Origin of the sequence: Mucilaginibacter aquaedulcis (assembly GCF_030409325.1) — a bacterium.
GTDB classification, from domain to species: domain Bacteria; phylum Bacteroidota; class Bacteroidia; order Sphingobacteriales; family Sphingobacteriaceae; genus Mucilaginibacter; species Mucilaginibacter aquaedulcis.
In genome coordinates this window covers 658730-676759 of record NZ_JAUFPR010000002.1, presented here as the reverse complement: position 1 = coordinate 676759, position 18030 = coordinate 658730, and the positions used below count along the sequence as shown (strand labels likewise).

Below are 18030 nucleotides of genomic sequence, written 5' to 3'. Positions count from 1 at the left end.
ATACAAATAATGGATATGCCCACAGAGGGAATGCAATTAAAAACTGTAAAACCGGTTGCTGAACTTTCCGATTTTGTTGAAAGTTTCTGGATGATCAGTAATAGCTCAACCGATAGCAGGGAAATAATAATTTTACCCGATGGTAGGTTTGATATTATGTTTTCGTATGCTAAGAAAGAAGCCTTTCATGCTACATTAAAGGGTTTAGATACTAAGCCCGAACAAGCCGTGATCCCTTCGCAAATGATCATGTATGCTGTCAGTTTTAAATTGTTGGCCATTGAATACTTGCTTGATATTAAAATGGCTTCGTTATTAAATCAGGGTCAACGTTTACCGGCTGGCTTTTTAGATATCAGCAAAGATGAACTTACTGACTTTGACATTTTCTGTAAAAAGGTTTCTACAATCCTTTTTACCCTAATCAAGACTGGAATTGACAGTAGGAAGAAAAAGCTGTTTGATCTTATCTATTCTTCCAATGGCTCTTTACCAGTTCACGAACTGGCCGACCAGGTAGCCTGGAGCAGCAGGCAGATCAATCGCTATTTTAATGACCAATTTGGTATTTCTTTAAAAGCATATTGTAATATTTTAAGATTCAGAGCTTCGCTTCCGCAAATTAAGGCCGGCCGGTTATTTCCTGAACAAAACTTTACCGATCAAACACATTTCATTAAAGAAATTAAAAAGTTTTCTGGGGTAGTTCCTAAAACTTTATCTCAAAATCAAAACGACCGATTTATACTATTATCCGTCTTGCCTGAACAATAATTTTGCAGGCATGAACATTAAGAACAAAAAGATCGCCATCATCGGCGGCGGACCTGGCGGCTTAACACTGGCCCGTCTTTTACAACTCAAAGGGGTTGATGTTGCTGTTTATGAAAGAGATATTGATAGAAACGCACGAATACAAGGTGGTGCGCTTGATCTGCATACTGAATCTGGCCTCGCAGCGTTAGCCAAAGCCGGATTAATGGATGAATTTAAAAAGAATTACCGCCCGGGTGCAGAATTGGTTAGAGTAGTAGATGGTCACGTAAAAATTTATTCAGATGAACATTTAAATGTTGATAAAGAAAAGTTTGATAGAAAGATCAACAGACCTGAAATAGATCGTGGACCGCTAAGAGATATTTTGATAGATTCCCTGAAACCAGAGACAGTAGTATGGAATAGCCACATTGTTAGCATTGAGCCGCTGCAAGATAGATGGAAACTGATTTTTCGAGATGGTAATTGTGTAATTGCTGATTTAATAATTGGAGCAGATGGTGCAAATTCGAAAATCAGACCATTGGTAACTGATATTAAACCTTATTGGACGGGAATTACCATGCTGGAAGGTTCAATAAAAGATGCAGCTAAAACGGCTCCTCTTATACATAAACTTTTAAAGGGGGGCAAAATATTTGCTTTCGAAAATGGAAAAACTTTAATTGTAAGCTCAAAGGGTGATGGTAGTTTCGGATTTGCTGTCAGTTTTAAATCTGAAGAGTTTTGGATGAGGGAAAGTGGAATCGATTTTAAAGATCATAATCAGGTGCTCAATTGGTTTAAGGAGAAATTTAAAGAATGGAGCCCGGTTTGGTGGGAGCTTTTTGAAGATCAGGATACGGTTTTCATTCCCCGGCCACAATATTGCATGCCTCTAAATCAAAAATGGGAGGGGAAATCTAATATCACTCTATTAGGAGATGCAGCTCATTGGATGCCACCTTTTGCTGGGGAGGGGGTTAACATGGCTATGCTTGATGCATTGCAATTAAGTGAAGCACTTACTAATCTGAAATTTACTGATTCAAGATTAGCCATTGCGCATTATGAAAAGCAAATGTTCAATAGGTTTTCAAAAATCGGCCAGGCAACCTTATTCAATACCGAATGGATGCATGAATCGGATGCTTTGAAAAACATGCTTGCCATGTTTGGGGAAAATAAGTTTAATCAAGCATTATTTATAGCCAATTATATTATTAAAGTAAATCTCATTCCAGTAATCCGTAAAATATTCGGAATAGCGCCTGTCCAGAAGTCATTTCAATAACGTATATTGTTTACAAGTTGCTTATCCAATTATGCAAAGGGTATTTTAAATATTGAGATTAATGAATATCATGTAAAGAAAAAGTCTGTAAATATTCAATTTACAGACTTCTAAAATGATTTTAAAACACATTCTATAAAGGCATGGGCGCAGCAGATGGGGGTGGAGAGCTTACTCCCCAGGTTTTATTGGCAATCGGTCCCATCACCAGTTCCAGGGTTCCACCGTTAGCTATGTCGCTATGACTAAACCATGGCTTGTCCCATACTTTTCCATTTAATCTGGCAGATTGAATGTATTTGTTATTGAATGAAGCATTAAGCGCTTTTATTTCAAAAAACTTACCATTACCTAAATTTATTTTCACGTATGAAAAGCACGGACTGCCGATGTTATAGGTAGGAGAGCCCGGGGTAACCGGGTAAAAGCCCATCTGGCTAAATACTACGAAAGCAGTCATGCCGCCGCCGTCTTCATCACCAGGAACACCCATTAAATCATTGCGGTACCACTCATCCAGTAACGAACGAATGCGTTTTTGAGTACGCCAGGGTGCACCAGCATAGTTGTATAAATACGGAATATGGAAGCTGGGCTCGTTGGCCATTGAAAACATCCCTACGTTACCGGTATGATCAGGCAAAATATTGTAAAAGCTCCACCTTGCCATAGGATAAGGCTCATTAAACATATTCTCCAATGCGTCAACAAATTTTTGATTACCGCCAACCAGCGAAACCAAGTCGCCTATATTATGCTGCACGTCCCAGCGGTAAATGTAGCCGTTGTTCTCATCATAATATTCACGAGCTCCGGGTCCTCCGGAAGTCCGGTAATCCAATGGTTCAATAAAATTACCGTCTTTATCCTTGGGATGAAAAAAACCTGTTTGTGGATTAAAAACGTGGCGGTAGTTGTAAGAAGCGCGAAGGTAATGATCCGCATCTTTTGTATTTCCTAAACCGAGTGCTATTTGCGAAAGGCACCATTCATCAAAAGAGGTTCCGAGAGTAACGGCAATAGGTTGTCGTTTCTCCCAGCTATTTACGTTTGCAACAGTTTCTTTTTCACCGGGTTTCAGGGCAGGGAAATAGCCGTTTTTTTTATAAAAGTCATCCAGCTCACCCGCCGGCACCGCATGTGACCATGGCAACAATGACTTATCTTCAATAGCACCTTTACAAACTTCGTAGGCCTTTGCCAGGTCAAAACCTCTCAAACCTTTATTCCATGCATCAGCTATGGTAGCAACGCCGTGGTTGCAATTCATGCCGCGATCATCGCCATCAACGCCCGGAAACGTAGGCATCCAGTTTTCACCGGTTTGTTGTGCCATGAGGATGTACGAACGCAAAATATCATTTTCGGCAGTTTTATTGATCAAGATACGTAATGGATGAGCGGCACGATAGGTATCCCAAAGCCAATCATCGGTATAGAAGAGGTGCCCTTCGTCATGATGCACTTTTCCGTCTGATGCACTAAAATATTGACCATCTTCACTGATGCATACTGGCCGCTCATAGGTGCGGTATAACGATGTGTAAAATACGGTAGTTTCTTTATCCGAAGCACCTGAAACAGCTATTTTTCCCAACGCTTTGTTCCAAATGTTGCGGCCTGCTAATGCTATGGCATTTACATCATAGCCTTTAATCTCCCGCTCAAGATTTTTCCTGGCCTGATCTACACTTATAAAAGATACCCCGTAACGGATGCCTATTTTTTTTGTTCCATCAGGATATAATAATGCCACGGAAGCTGCGGGTTCAGCGTTCCAGTTTATCTGGCCTTTCGCAGGCACACCCACTTTGGCGGGGGGGATGTCTGTTTCGGCATAAATGTAAACTGCTGTTTTGTTGTCCAGATCCTGGTGACCGCTGATTACCTTTCCGCTGGCTTTTATTTGTCCGCGTTTGCAATTAAATACAAGGTAAGGTGCACCCTTTTTATCAAACGATATTTGATACACGGCACTCTGATGAGAGGGGGCAAAATCAATACCAATGTTTAATTCGTCAAGGTATACCTGATAACGATAAGGGGTAACCTTTTCCTGATCGTAACTTAAATTAACATTTGGTGATATACCGCTTTCGTCGCCCTGGTAAGGGTAGAAGTTAAAATCTGACCTGGACCGGTGATGGGTAACTATTAATGGTAAGCCACCCAAATGGTTACTGGTGTAATCATTGCGTACCGGGAAAACGCGCATCATGCTGTTGGGCAAGTGTGTGGTTGGGTAGGTGGGCACCAGCATATGACTTATGTTACCTATATAAGGATTAACATAATCCACAGGCTCTTTGGCAGTAGTTTTTGGAGGTTTGGGTACATTGGCTGCTGTTATTGTAAAAGTTCCAATAAACCCGATAAGAGCTAATAAGGATTTGGCTTTGATCATGAGTAGCTATTTTACAGGATAAATAATAACGCTAAAGTTAGCAGGGTTTAATGAATCTTGATGATAAATTACTGAATTGAAAAAACATTCTATAAAAACGAAATGAAAAGCAACATTAGCAAAGGTCCAATTACTCTTGCTTTCGTGAATTACATTGGCAGCCGTGTTACATTTCAGGATACCGCATCTGTTGCAATGACACTCCAATCATCGTTGCCATGTCCTTTGGAGATCCAGGAATCCATTAATTCAATGATCACAGGTATTAAAGTTAGCTTCACATCTGATTGTTCAGCAGCAGATTGCATGAGACCGGCATCTTTGCGGGCCATATTAAGCTCCCATGAAGGTTGTTTAAAATCTCCGGCAGCAATCTTTTTTAGCCGGGCGGGCATGCCCGCACCCGGATTCCAGGATTCAAATAAGGTGGAAACATCGTTGGAGGAAATACCTATAGCTTTTGCAAATGCTAAAGTATCGGTTATTCCGGCGGTTAGCGTAATTAAAAACAGATTGCCTGTTAGTTTCATTCCGGCAGCTTTGCCTTCTTGCGGCCCGAAGTTGATCACTTTTCCTGTCATTTTTTCCAGTTCGGGTTGCACCTTTCCAATTATATCCTGATCTCCCGAAACCAACATATATCCTGTGCTTTCCAGCGCGTTAGGCGGCCCCATGAATACTGGCGCATGAAGATATGTAAATCCTTGACCCTTCCAATATGCTGTTCGTTCAATCGCTCCCTTAACAGAAGTGGTGGTATGATCAATAATGGTGGTACCATTCGCAAAGCCCTTGCTGGCTAATTTCAGAACCTCATCTACAGAGGCGTCATCTTTTAAGGTTAAGTGGATGGTAGTTGCACCTTTTACTGCTTGTGCTACGTCAGCAAAGGCTTTTGCTCCATAGGTTTGCAGTGCTTCCGCCCTGGATGGGTTCCGGTTCCAAACTTGTACTTGATCGCCCTTTTTAATCATCGCTTTTACAAAATTTGAGCCCAGTAGGCCCATGCCAAGAAATGCTTTCATCTGTTATTTTTTTAAGGTTTATATTGAAGAACTAAAATAATATCAGAATGGTTTTATTCAAAAATAAGAGAACCGTTACAGTTGGCCGGATGAAATAATTTTTCCATTGGCTGCAGTGAGCTGAAAGCATAAAATTTCAATAAATTTAACTGATCGCTTTGTAAACCATCAGTCATTTCTTGTTGCAAAGCAACTATGCCTTTTTTTATGCTTTATATTTGACTTGTATAATAATAAATCTATGCAAATTGGAATAGAAACTTTGCCGGAATTTTATCAGCGTACTAATCAACAAATGCCTGCCGATTTGCTTGCTAAAGCAAATGTGAGCCACTTTAATGTAAAGGAACGTATGTGTGTGACTAAACAAACACCGTATCATCGCAGGGATTATTATAAAATATGCTTGATCATTGGGGATGGGGTTCACACTGCAGCAGGTAAAGATACAATGATCAACAACAGGAGTATTATATTTTATAATCCATCAGTTCCATCATCTCACAGGCTTATCTCTGAATCACAATCTGGCTTCTACTGCTTATTTAATGATACTTTTCTGTTGAACACTATTAGGCAGGATATCAGGTATCGCAGCGCTTTATTTAACCCGGCTATACCTGCAGTTATTCCTTTAACTACCGAACAGAGTGATCGGTTTGTAAATTTGTACCGGGAAATGGAAGCGCTGCTTGCCAGCCAGTATGTTTATAAATATGATATGATCAGAAACCTGTTGCAAATGATGATATTGGAAGGTATCCGTTTACAAGGGCCGGTTGAGCAGGACAACTCCAATGACCGTTTGATAGCCAGGTTTTTTAATATACTTAATCAGCAGTTTCCGGTTGATTCGCCTGAAAATCCACTGCGACTACTTACCCCGGCCTCCTACGCAGATCAGCTGCATATTCATGTTAACTCCCTTAACAACGTGGTTAAAAAGGCAACCGGTAAAACAACCCGGGAGATTATTCACGAACGGATTGTAGAGGAGGCAAAAACATTGCTCATCAATACTGATTGGGATGCTGCGCAGATAGCCTATACGCTTGGCTTTGAATATCCTTCTCATTTTAATAAATATTTTAAACAAAATACACACACCACTCCATTGCTTTTCAGGGAGCAACTAAGAGAAGTTGGTTAATATTTGATTTGTATAAGTATTGCTTTGATTCATTTTACCTATTGGTAAGCCACCGGATGTACTTTTGTATAATTAAAGCAACACATGAAAAAGATCAAAGAATCAAATAAAGGCATTAGTACCATATTGGCATTTTGCCTTATACCTATTACTGGTTTCGCGCTGGATATTTATATCCCATCATTACCAAATATGAGCGCAAAACTAAATGCAAGTCCTGCAGCTATACAATTATCCATCTCAATATTTTTAGCGACTTACGGAATAGGACAGTTATTAGTTGGAGGCCTGCTTGACAGCTATGGCCGATACAGGCCAAATATCATAGCACTGGCTGGGTTCAGTGTGGCAAGCTTTGTGATTGCCAATACCGGGAACCTACAGGTGATCTATTATATGCGTGCCATACAAGGGCTTATGTCGGCTGCTATTGTGGTTAGTAAAAGATCTTTTTTCTTCGATTTATTTTCGGGGGAAAAACTTAAACATTATACCAGTCTTTTCTCAATCATTTGGTCGGCAGCTCCTATTCTTGCACCATTTGCCGGGGGATTTTTACAAACTCATTTTGGCTGGCAATCAAACTTCTATTTTCTCGGTTGTTTCGGTCTTGTATTCCTGTTATTGGAACTCATATTCAGTGGCGAAACGATCTCTAAGAAAGTCCCATTCCGTTTGGAAACTATCGGTAAAGCCTATCGCCTGATGATCAGTACTTGGGACTTTACTGCTGGGCTTTTTATTTTGGGACTATCTTATGGCGTTTTAATGATCTACAATATGTCGAGCCCTTTTTTGATTGAAAAAGTAATGCATTATCCGGCAACTGTAACAGGTAATTGCTCCATGATTTCTGGTTTAGCCATGCTTGGCGGAAGTTTGATTTCCAAAGCTGTTCTTTCCAGGCCGTTCTTTAAGAGAATGTTTGCAGGTGCTGTTGTGCAATTGGTGCTTTCCGGCTGTTTGATCCTGTTAACTTTGCAGATACATAATCTGTATACTTTAATGGCTTACGTAATCCTTCTTCATTCGGCAGCCGGTTTTATTTTTAATGGTATGCTGGCGTATTGTTTAACCCGGTTTTCACAATATGGCGGCATGGCCAGCGGATTAACCGGTGGCGGATATATCATTTCAACTTCTGCCTTTAGCTTCATCGTAGTTAAAGTTATTAATATTAATAGTCAGGCATGGTTAGGTGTGGGTTACTCTATATTGATTCTGGGAATATTGCTACTTGTTTTAAAAGTTAAATGGATTGACCGGAATGCCAGCCCTAAGCAGACAGGTGATGTAGAAGAGCAAGAAGTTGGCTTAATGATGGAGTAAACCGGGAATATAGTGTTGCTCATTTAAGCCTGAAGAAGTATTTCAACTGTCATTTAAGAGATGCTAATTTAGTAAAGATGATATTTGTATCATGTTTATTACAATGTCCAAATGCTTACATCTTAATTTTTAAATGGTTTTTGTAGAAAATTGGGGAAATGATAGATTTTGGTGTGGATTTTTTTCCTCGATATTGATAAAAAAGAAAGCCCTTGATTATTAAATCAAGGGCTACAATATATAGAAGTGAGAGTTGCTTGCTATAGTATAAAAAAGGTTGGTACCCCTACCAACCTTTTCAAACTTTGATGTTTTTAACTTTGTAATTATTAACATTCATAAGGCAATTACTGCGCCAGTAATCAAAGAAAATCTTTGAATAACTTTAAATATTTCTCTGTTCACTATTAATGTGGAACAGAGGATGATATTGAAACGAATGAAATTCATTCGTCAGCACAAGAAGTCTTGAAATGAGTTAGTTTTATAATTATATATTTAGTGGAGTTTTTTGATGATATTCCTTTTCTATGGATGTACCTCATTTTCCCGTTCTGGATATCAACGAATTTCGGCAGGGTGACCATTCCGAAACAGATTTTCTTTACCATGAAATAATAGGAAGGAGATTTATTGAAAAACCGCATAAGCATGATTTTTTTCTCATTATGCTGTTTGAGTTTGGAGGTGGTACTCATACTATAGATTTTGTAGATCATCAGGTTGCCGATTTTCAATTACATATGCTGTTTCCAGAGCAAGTTCATAAGTGGGACTTGTCTGAAAAAACGCATGCTCATCAAATCATGATCAGCAGAAGTGAATTTGAAGCAATGGCCGATTCTTTACGATTTTCGTTAATTCTTTACCAAAATTTTCCTGTGATCAATTTAGGGCCCAAAGCGTTTAAGAAAATTTTGTATGAATTTGAATTGATCAAATCGGAGCTTGCAACACCTGCACCTGTACCAGAAATTATAAGTACAAGGATCAGGTTAATTGCGCTAATGGTTAGCCGTGAAGCTGAGAACATATTTAATGACTTAACTGTTTACAAAACCAAACCCTTACTTTTCAGGTATAGGTCACTTATTGGTATCCATTACAAAAAGGAAAAATTGGTTGCATTTTATGCCGATCAATTAAACATTTCACCAAACTATCTGAACATTCTTTGTAAAAGACATTTTCATATTTCAGCAACCGCCCTGATTCATGAGCGGTTGATTCTGGAATCAAAACGCTTATTGCTGACAACGGAAACACCTTTAAAAATTATTGCTTTTGAGCTTGGATTTTACGATGTTGCTTATTTTTCTAAATTTTTTAAAAAATATACAAAGATTACACCTCATCAGTTCAGGAAACAATCATGAATCATACTAAAAGTTGTGCAGAAAAATGCATCCAGAATTGGTAAATAAGTAAATTGTTATAAATTATACTATTTCTGGAATAGATGTTACGATAAAAAGGTGTTAGTGCAAACTATTTTTGTATGTATAAAATCCTGATATCATGACTCCGCAAGCTATTACCAGAAAAAACTTTATTAAAAGCACATCCGTTTTACTCGGAACCTGTATGCTTCCGCAAGGCTATGTGGATGCTTCCCCAAACACATCAGAGCATTTTTCTGGAAAAACCTTCATACTAAAAAATGTCAGACTTGAAACCGGGTTTGTTTATGACCAGGATGAGGTAATTGAAACAGAAACAGGGCTTTTTACAATTGAAATAGCAGATGGAAGAATTAAAAATGTACTTCCGAACAATTCCTTGGCCAAAGGTATAGATGCCAAAGGATGGTTGATGTTACCCGCGTTCAGGGATATGCATATTCATCTGGATAAAACCTATTATGGTCTTCCATGGCAGGCGCACCTTAAAAAAAATAAGTCTGTTAAGGATATGATCGCTTTTGAACAACAGGTGATCCCGGAGCTTTTAAAAACCTCAATACCCCGTACGGAAAAACTTATCGGCTTGCTGCAGTCATACGGAACCAGTTATGCCAGGTCTCACGTTAATATTGAGCCTACATCAGGCCTGAATTCATTGAAGCATCTGGAAACCGCACTGGCGAATAAGAAATCATCTTTTCAGGCCCAATTGGTAGCTTTTCCACAGCATGGTATATATTATACCAAATCTGAGGAGTTGATGAAAGAAGCTGCCAAAATGGGTGTCGACTTCATCGGTGGGTTAGATCCTACCTCCATAGACGGAAGTATCGAGAAACCAATGGATTTTGTTGTGCAACTGGCTCTTGACAATGGAAAGGGAATTGATATTCACTTGCACGAATCAGGTGAATCAGGATTAAAAACAATCGAATACCTTATTGATAAAGTAAATGAAAACCCTGTATTAAAGGGCAAAACATATATAAGCCACAGCTTTGCACTGAGATATCTTGATCAGAAGAAAACAGAAGAGATAGCGGAAAAACTTGGTGCAGCGAAAATAGGGATAGCCTCAACTATTCCTATTTCGGGTAATCCGATGCCTATCCCTGCATTATATAAATATGGAGTAGAGGTGATTGCAGGCAACGATTGTATTGTTGACCATTGGAGTACATTTGGAACCGGAAGCATCCTGCAAAAAGCCAATATTGCCGCGCAAATTTATGGTTACCGAACAGAATTTGAACTTTCAAGAATTTTAAAGCTTGCAACTGGTAATATACTTCCGTTAGATGATAAGGGAAAAAGACAATGGCCCGCCCCGGGTGATGAGGCAAACCTTGTGCTGGTTGATGCCAGTTGCTCTGCAGAAGCTGTTTCAAGGGTGTCGCCTATAAAATCGCTTATCCATAATGGAAATATGGTGTTCTGATTGTCTCTCTTTAATTAAAGCCAAGTACTTATAACTTGCACGATATATAGCCTTGAGCTTACAAAATATAAGCCATCAAAAAACTGTGAAGCTGCCAGAGGATTACAACCTTTTAGGCGGCTTTTTAATTTTAGTTTCCTCATGAATCGGAATTATTGCTTGGGTAACACGAAATTGAACCTGAAAAGTTAGGAAAAGGTATTTATGAAAAAATACTTAAATCTCAGATTTAAAAATTTTTTAGTTGTGGAAGGCTTCCACTTTGTGCGCCCACCTGAGCTCGAACTTGTTTTTGTAAATTATTGTATTTTAATTAATTAAATACAATAATTTACTTTGGTTACCGAATAGGTATTCCAATTAATTTAACACTTAAATATAGCATTTTAATTGTGTGACTTATCAAAGCGATCTTCCTGATGTATAAAATTTGCAAGTTCGTGGGTGATGTCTCTAACAATGCCCGAAAAGCAGCGTTCTCCGGCATCATCAGTAGTAATTTTACCAGTACCTCTTAACCAGATTATTCTGCCATCATTGAATTTTTTATGTCGGTAAGTAAAATCATAATCGCCACCATCGGCGATAGCGCTTTCAACAACATCTCTGAGCGTTTCTCTAAATTCTTCTGTTACCTGGCCTATAGCTTGTTCATAGGTCAGCGTTTCCTCGCTATCCCATCCTAATATTTTTGCAAATATAGAGTTGTGAATGAGCACTTGTGTTTTAGGGTGATAAGACCATATTCCAATTTTAGCCGCTGTAATGGCAAGGCGCAGCATAGATTCTGACTCTTCCAGTTTCTTTTTGGCTATAACATTTTCGGTGATATCTATGGCAACAATATAGATGCTGTCAGTTATGCCCGGCGAATGCTGTATAGGCTGATAGATCATGTCATAATACCTCGCCTGAAAAATGCCATCGTAAACAATGAAAGCACGTAATTCGGGATTAATATATGGTATGCCTGTTTCACGGACATTATCTAAAATTTCGATAAAAGGCTGTCCTTCCAATTCGGGTAAAGCTGCGGCAAGGCTTTTTCCTATAACGTTATTATCTTTTGCCCAATACTCAAGGATCTTTTTGTTTGCTATTTCGATAATATGTTCAGCACCTTTTAAAATAGCTATAGCCACCGGTGCGCTGTTTATCAATTCGCGCTGTTTGGATTCATTCTCAAAAAGTCTTTTAGTTCTTTCTAAAACACGTTCCTCCAGATGAGCATTTAGCTCTTCCAATTTATTTTTAGTATCTGTAAGCTCATTATGATTTTCTGCCAGATTTTCAATGGCTTTATTGAGCTTCACATTTGTGGTAGCCAAGTCTTCGGCCATGGTAAGCTCCATCATTATGGCTGTCTCAATAGCATCCTGGTGCAATACCTTATGAGTAATGTTGTACGTATTAAGCAATAAATATTTAACAAAACCTTCATATATAACGGGTACAATCTTTACGTTCCACCAGCTGAGTTCATTAATATTTCGCACTGCCGATGGTACATTATAATGCAAAGGCGGCATTTGAACAGTTTGTTTTGAAGATAAAGCCTCATAAATTGCTTCCAGCAATAGAGTAGGCCCGGTACCTCCGGCTTTTCCAGGGTCAAATGCATCCCATAATGCCAATCCTCTTATATTTCTTTTTTTGATAAAAGTTGCATCCTCATAGGCGGTGTTATAGGTAACTATGGTAAAGTCAGGTGCATTAGCCTTCAGTATCGCGGTGGGTATGGATGTGTCAAGCAATGTTAAAACCAAAGGGTTATCAAATATATCAGCAGGCAAAATATCACTAACCGGGAGGCTCTTAGGCTGTATTCTGCTGAATGAATCCCAGCCGTCAAATTCGCAATAAACAGCGAGTGTGTTTAAAGTGTAATATGATGGGTTAAACTTGCTTATTGCAAAGCCATAAAGGCGTTTGAGAGTTGTTTCGCTAACACCAAGTTTAGTTTTTGTCATAATTAAAAAAGACAGTAACCTGCAATCAGCCGGTGTAACGTTCTTGATACCAGCTGCAGCCAAAGTAAGTGCTTTGATAATCTCGAGTTGATGAGGGTCTATTTCGGTATTCATGGCGTTTGCATCTGAAACAATATTAAAAATAACAAATTGGCGATCAATTCAGATCTGTGGGCTTGCAGGAGAAAGGCTAAGCAACATCATGTTTATATTAAAAATGAACAATAATCAATCTGTTATGTTTTAAACCTAAAGTTTAAAGTATTGTTGGATATGTACATTTAGTTTGGCATTAGTTTTGTTTAATGCATAAAAATCATACAGAACGAAATTCAGTTAAACTTTAAATAACTATTTTTCTTACGTTTGACCACTCCCTAAGTTACTTAGGGTAACAATATCTCAATGAAAGAAAAAGCCGGAAAGAAAGATTTTTTATATTTCCTTAACCGGAACTATTACGTTGCTTCGCATCTTGTTGAACGGCTTGATGAACTGAAAGACTTACCCTTGTTCAGCACCCATAGCGACGCTGTAAAAACTGCTATTAAGTTGTTAGAGGCAAATCTGGATCAAAACGAGAGTATCTTTACTTCGCTGGGCGAAGACAATTCTTTTGAAGAATGCCTTCCAATGATCGGTTTTCTTGAAAATACTTTTTCTATCATATTAGACCTGAACAACAAAACACCATATTTATCTTTATTGGATTATGTATCTATCGCTGATGCATTGCTGAAAGAAAACTCCAGAATGGCCGAACTATCCTTGCTTCATTTGCCAAAGTTTAACAACCAGCAATACCTGATAAATAAAATCAATCCACTTGAATCATTGATAGTATTGTTGGAAGAGGCTTTTTCCATAGCTTAAACGCCATCCATTTAAACATATAAGCTTACCATTATAAACTTTGCCAATTCAATATCTTTTTCAGATTTAAACGGTTTAACCTTTTCAAGCTGTACACCATTCAGTGTTACAGTAAGTATAGAGGTTTCATAACAGGTAAGGTATACTTTTACAATTCGCCAATGTTTTAATAACTCTTCAACTGATTTAAAACTAAATAATTTATTAACCATGACTACCCCATCATAAAATCCGGGGCAGTTCAATTTGTCTTCTATTTCTTCCCGGCTATAATCTTTCATTTTAATAGTCGTCCTCCTTCGTCATACATGCAATAAAATAGCCTACTACAGAACTTCCCAATAACCCCATCAATAAAACAATCATAATTTTAGTTTACCCTTTTTTAATAAAAAGCCCCTATCATTTACTGATAGAGGCCCAACTTACTCTCTCAATTTCAACTATTTAACAGTCATTCAATCATTACTTTTTAAAATATATTATTGAGTTTTAATATATTATTTAATTTCTAATTAATTTTAAAAGTAAAATATTGTCCATGATTTTGAAATTTTGCTACAAGAATGTTACACAATGCAACCGTTAGGAGATTTTATCTGTTTTTAGTTATTAGTTTGTTTATAATGCCTATCTAATAAATACTGTGTTCAATATTGAAAATTATTCCTGTATACCGAACATGTTTAATTATGTACTCCTTTTAGTTTTAATTAGAAAGTAAAATATTATCATTTAAGTGAAACATAGCTTGTTTCCGCTGGTTCTGATTGTATATCAAAACATAACCATGATAAACATTAAAGCAAAGGGCAATAGGGCATCGGGCTCGTTCTTCAGCAGTTTGAAACCTATAACCTTAAAGCGGAAACTGCCTTTCGATCAAATGCTGGATAACAAGGTTCGTTACCGCTTTGTGATCGATATGCAATCCCTTAAAGACGAATCTATAGAAGAATACATATGAAAGCATTATTTATCAACTGTACGCTAAAGCGTAATCCTCAATTCTCTAACACAGGTGCGTTAGCAGAAAAAGCCGCCGGGCAATTACAGGAACTCGGATTTGAAACAGAGATCATCAGGCTTAATGATTATAATATATTGACAGGCAACAGCTCCGACGAAGGGGAGGGAGACGAGTGGCCTCAGGTATTAGAAAAGATCAAAGCCTGTCATATTTTTATTATTGCCACGCCTATCTGGATGGGACATCTGGCGTCTACCTCGCAAAAGGTTATCGAGCGTTTAGACGCGATATTCAGGGATGAAGACCTGAGTGATCCTGAATCGGGGCAGTACATGCCTTATGGAAAAGTTGGCGGGTGCCTGGTAACAGGCAATGAGGATGGCGCGCATAGCTGCGCAGCGCAGGTGCTTTGGTCATTACAGGAGGTTGGTTTCACTATCCCGCCTAATGTTAACGCCTATTGGGTTGGCAAGGCTGGCGGTGAAAAGGATTATGTAGAAGTAGGCGGTGAACGTTATCTCTATACCAATAAAAGCCTGCGTTACATGACGGCTAATATGGCTTTTATGGCTAAGCTGCTTGCTGCTAATCCATATACCACAAATCTTTTGGAGCAAGGTAAAAAAGCAGAGGCTGAAAGTGATCAGGAAGAAGCATAATACGCTATGAAAAAAGAAACTATTAAAAATGGCGCACGCATCCTGTTGGGCGGTGCGCTGATCTTCGCCGGGGTTGGCCATCTGAGTTTTGCACGCAAGGAATTTCAGGCACAGGTACCCAATTGGGTGCCGCTTAAAAAAGATGATACCGTAATTTATTCCGGTTTGGCCGAGATTGCACTTGGTGCGGCACTGATTATCGCTCCAAAAAAACATCGTGAAACGGTTGGGCAGGTTGCCGCAGGTTTTTTCACAGCGGTATTCCCGGGAAATATGGCGCAGTACAAACATCATCGGGATGCGTTTGGACTCAATAGCGGTAACAGCAGGCTGCTGCGCCTCGCTTTTCAACCCATCCTGATCATTTGGGCCCTAAAAAGTACACAAAGGAATCATTAACACTATCACTACCTACCATGAAAAACAAACCTTATTACCATTGGCTGCCAGCGGCTTATTGCTTTTTGGCGCATGCCAAAGCAAGCCGGGCGGTTCTTCTGCCGACAGTACTTCAACTAAAGCTGATTCTGTAAAAATCGACAGCGGTTCGACGAAAATCAAACCTAATGGCGCTGTCCCGACCTAAGCGTAGGATATTAAACCGGAAGTGCAGGCACTGATTGAAAAGATTGCCAACTATGGCGATAAACCTATAGAAACGCTGACGGCTGCTCAGGCTCTTAAGAACCATACGCCGATTGACGCGGTGATGGACCTGACGATGGAAAATAACATCCCAAAACCAATAGATTCAAAAGCTTCATCAGCGCACCTATGAATGGTTTTAGGAATGGGTAACTTTTAAAAAGAACTATTATCTCGATGCTGTTAAAATGGAGCTGTAAAATATTAACCTACGGGAGGGAAGTCACGCTTGGGTATTGGTGTTTGCATCACACTCGTGCCGGCATAAAAAGTATCCGCGTTCATTCCGCTTATTTACCGGTAATTATTTTAAGTAATTCTTAACGGCATTAACGGAATTGCCAACCGCTTTAACCGCAGATTTTAACCTTTCAGGTGTTACACCGAATTTTTTTGACCAGTATTCTACTTCGTAATTTTCACTGGTGTTGATCAGGAAGTTGTCCGTGTTTCCCGTCTTGCTTCTATCGTCCATGATTTATTGATAATTGGTTACTTAAGTAACAACGGGGCTAACAGATAGTTTGAGCTTATGGCCCATTATGGAAGCAATAATTGTATTAGTTTTTTTCTGAAATTTCATATACGTGTTCAAATTCAAAGTTTAAATAATTTGGTAGTTCATCAAGATTTATTGAAATAATCATGGCCCCAATTTTTCAGTGTGGAGAAAGTCATGTGTACCGCCGTTTTAAATTCATGATAAATATCTTCCTGAAGTTCTTTTTCCATGGTAAATATTTTATTATTAAAGAGATAAGAGAAAAAAAGTTTGATGTTTTTTTCAGATCTAAAAGATAAGTAGTAGTTGAAAAGAATTAATCAATTTTTATTTGTCGATAGGCGGGTTTTTATGATCACTACAGAAAATTATCCCAACTCAAACATTTTAAAGAATAAAAGACTTATAATATAAACGTATTATAATCCCCGGTTGTATTTACCCTTAACCAGTATTTTTTAATTATAGCAAATTATAGCAGCTCGTTCAAGAAACTCTTTAGTATTCGCTCATCCTTTATCGTTAAGCTGTAAACCGGTCAAATTTATTACACGATAATAAACATTTGATGATAAGATCATGGATGAATATTTAAAGGAGTTAACAGAAATAAAACACGAAATCACCCATTTACAGGAATTCGGTAAGAGTAGCGTGATTGCGCTGAATAATATTTTGGCGCGATATGATGGGGTTATTGAACAGTTATTTTATATCAATCAACCTGGCTATCAAAGGTCAATAAAAACCATTCAAATTATTGAAAAGAAAATGCTTGTTGTTAAATCACAAGGAATGCCGATAGCAATTAAGAGAACACAATATATCAAAGTAAAACAAATGCTGCTACGTTCAATCGGGCGCGATCTGGTAAATGAGACATAAGATAGAATATTTTTTAAACCATATCCGCTATGGATCTGGTAGCCATGTAATAGTTCGCTATTTTCATGTACTTATGCTTTATCCAGCTGTCTTGACCATAAAAAAAGCCGCCCAAACCAGGCAGCTTTTGTAAGTGTAAAATGCGATTACTGTTTGGCAGCATCGCGTAAGGCTTTGATCTCGTCATGAGCCTCATTAATTTCCCTCGCCTGGCTGTTTATAGTTTCCAATGTGTTTACTGGAAGTTCACCACCTGCTAAGGCTTCCTGATAGGCTTTCTTGATCGCATCTTCACCACGCTCGGCTTCAGACAAAATACTTGCACGGTCGCTACCGCCAAATAATGATTTCACATCAATCCATGCGCGATGTAGAGTGCCGCTTACGCTGTTGCCAGTTTCTATTTCGTCAGCATTTCCAACCAAAGCTGCCAGTTCCTGGCCATTTTTGCGGCTTTGTTCAGCATACCCCTGGAAGAGTCCTCGCAGGTCAATGTTTTCGTCTTTAATATCGGCGATTGCTTTTTCAAAACCGGCTACCCGGTCATTGTTAATTTCAATAAGGTCATTAATTACGCCTGTTGCATTTTCTGTAGTTGCCATAATGTTTTTCTTTTGATAGGTTTAATGGTTTACCAATATCGTGCCATGGCCGCTCTTTACCTATGTTTTAATTTGCGTTGCGCTTAGATATTGATACACTGTCTGTTATTAAAGACCTTATTTAA

18 protein-coding genes are annotated in these 18030 nt (G+C 38.6%); 12 read left to right on the top strand and 6 right to left on the bottom strand.

Annotation, left to right across the window (positions count from 1 at the left end; all coding sequences use genetic code 11):
• Positions 1–9: 9 nt before the first annotated feature.
• Positions 10–774 carry a helix-turn-helix domain-containing protein gene (locus tag QWZ01_RS07425; RefSeq protein ID WP_290322666.1) on the top strand — a complete coding sequence of 255 codons (765 nt, stop codon included), beginning with the start codon at positions 10–12 and terminating at the stop codon, positions 772–774.
• Between the two features lie 10 nt (positions 775–784).
• Complete coding sequence (locus QWZ01_RS07420; RefSeq protein ID WP_290322665.1) at positions 785–2050, top strand: FAD-dependent oxidoreductase; 1266 nt, start codon at positions 785–787, stop codon at positions 2048–2050.
• Positions 2051–2183: 133 nt separating this feature from the next.
• Here QWZ01_RS07420 and QWZ01_RS07415 read toward each other — a convergent pair whose 3' ends face one another.
• Together QWZ01_RS07415 and QWZ01_RS07410 are read right to left on the bottom strand one after the other, a co-directional pair.
• Positions 2184–4454: a GH92 family glycosyl hydrolase gene (locus QWZ01_RS07415; RefSeq protein WP_290322664.1), complete on the bottom strand. Its 2271-nt coding sequence runs from the start codon at positions 4452–4454 to the stop codon at positions 2184–2186.
• Between the two features lie 173 nt (positions 4455–4627).
• Entirely contained in the window at positions 4628–5479 is an 852-nt protein-coding gene (locus QWZ01_RS07410) for an NAD(P)-dependent oxidoreductase (protein WP_290322663.1), read from the bottom strand.
• Between the two features lie 241 nt (positions 5480–5720).
• On the opposite strand from QWZ01_RS07410, the gene QWZ01_RS07405 reads away from it, so the two are divergent.
• From QWZ01_RS07405 to QWZ01_RS07390, 4 genes are all read left to right on the top strand, one after another.
• Entirely contained in the window at positions 5721–6629 is a 909-nt protein-coding gene (locus QWZ01_RS07405; protein WP_290322662.1) for a helix-turn-helix domain-containing protein, read from the top strand.
• Between the two features lie 84 nt (positions 6630–6713).
• Positions 6714–7958: an MFS transporter gene (locus QWZ01_RS07400; protein ID WP_290322661.1), complete on the top strand. Its 1245-nt coding sequence runs from the start codon at positions 6714–6716 to the stop codon at positions 7956–7958.
• A 530-nt stretch (positions 7959–8488) separates the two neighbouring features.
• A complete protein-coding gene (locus tag QWZ01_RS07395; protein WP_290322660.1) occupies positions 8489–9334 on the top strand; it encodes an AraC family transcriptional regulator in 846 nt (281 codons plus the stop codon).
• Between the two features lie 142 nt (positions 9335–9476).
• Positions 9477–10799, top strand: coding sequence for an amidohydrolase (locus tag QWZ01_RS07390; RefSeq protein WP_290322659.1), 1323 nt, complete (start codon positions 9477–9479; stop codon positions 10797–10799).
• A 386-nt stretch (positions 10800–11185) separates the two neighbouring features.
• On the opposite strand, the gene QWZ01_RS07385 is transcribed toward QWZ01_RS07390, so the two are convergent.
• Positions 11186–12883, bottom strand: coding sequence for a PAS domain-containing protein (locus QWZ01_RS07385; protein WP_290322658.1), 1698 nt, complete (start codon positions 12881–12883; stop codon positions 11186–11188).
• 291 nt (positions 12884–13174) lie between these two features.
• Between QWZ01_RS07385 and QWZ01_RS07380 the strand changes: the two genes are divergently transcribed.
• Complete coding sequence (locus QWZ01_RS07380) at positions 13175–13642, top strand: hypothetical protein (protein ID WP_290322657.1); 468 nt, start codon at positions 13175–13177, stop codon at positions 13640–13642.
• Between the two features lie 11 nt (positions 13643–13653).
• Here QWZ01_RS07380 and QWZ01_RS07375 read toward each other — a convergent pair whose 3' ends face one another.
• Positions 13654–13923 (bottom strand): hypothetical protein, encoded by a 270-nt coding sequence (locus QWZ01_RS07375; protein ID WP_290322656.1) that lies wholly within the window; start codon positions 13921–13923, stop codon positions 13654–13656.
• 509 nt (positions 13924–14432) lie between these two features.
• Between QWZ01_RS07375 and QWZ01_RS07370 the strand changes: the two genes are divergently transcribed.
• From QWZ01_RS07370 to QWZ01_RS07355, 4 genes are all read left to right on the top strand, one after another.
• The gene (locus QWZ01_RS07370) at positions 14433–14609 is read left to right on the top strand and encodes a hypothetical protein (RefSeq protein ID WP_290322655.1); all 177 of its coding nucleotides are present in this window, start codon (positions 14433–14435) and stop codon (positions 14607–14609) included.
• The gene (locus QWZ01_RS07365; RefSeq protein WP_290322654.1) at positions 14606–15271 is read left to right on the top strand and encodes a flavodoxin family protein; all 666 of its coding nucleotides are present in this window, start codon (positions 14606–14608) and stop codon (positions 15269–15271) included. The genes QWZ01_RS07370 and QWZ01_RS07365 overlap by 4 nt, the downstream gene beginning before the upstream one ends.
• 6 nt (positions 15272–15277) lie before the next feature.
• Complete coding sequence (locus QWZ01_RS07360; protein WP_290322653.1) at positions 15278–15670, top strand: DoxX family protein; 393 nt, start codon at positions 15278–15280, stop codon at positions 15668–15670.
• Positions 15671–15878: 208 nt separating this feature from the next.
• Entirely contained in the window at positions 15879–16049 is a 171-nt protein-coding gene (locus QWZ01_RS07355) for a hypothetical protein (RefSeq protein ID WP_290322652.1), read from the top strand.
• A gap of 171 nt (positions 16050–16220) precedes the next feature.
• Here the strand turns inward: QWZ01_RS07355 and QWZ01_RS07350 are convergent, their stop codons facing one another.
• A complete protein-coding gene (locus QWZ01_RS07350) occupies positions 16221–16391 on the bottom strand; it encodes a DUF3606 domain-containing protein (protein ID WP_290322651.1) in 171 nt (56 codons plus the stop codon).
• A gap of 606 nt (positions 16392–16997) precedes the next feature.
• Here QWZ01_RS07350 and QWZ01_RS07345 point away from each other — a divergent pair.
• The gene (locus tag QWZ01_RS07345) at positions 16998–17303 is read left to right on the top strand and encodes a hypothetical protein (RefSeq protein ID WP_290322650.1); all 306 of its coding nucleotides are present in this window, start codon (positions 16998–17000) and stop codon (positions 17301–17303) included.
• 146 nt (positions 17304–17449) lie between these two features.
• On the opposite strand, the gene QWZ01_RS07340 is transcribed toward QWZ01_RS07345, so the two are convergent.
• A complete protein-coding gene (locus QWZ01_RS07340; RefSeq protein WP_290322649.1) occupies positions 17450–17905 on the bottom strand; it encodes a ferritin-like domain-containing protein in 456 nt (151 codons plus the stop codon).
• Positions 17906–18030 lie beyond the last annotated feature (125 nt).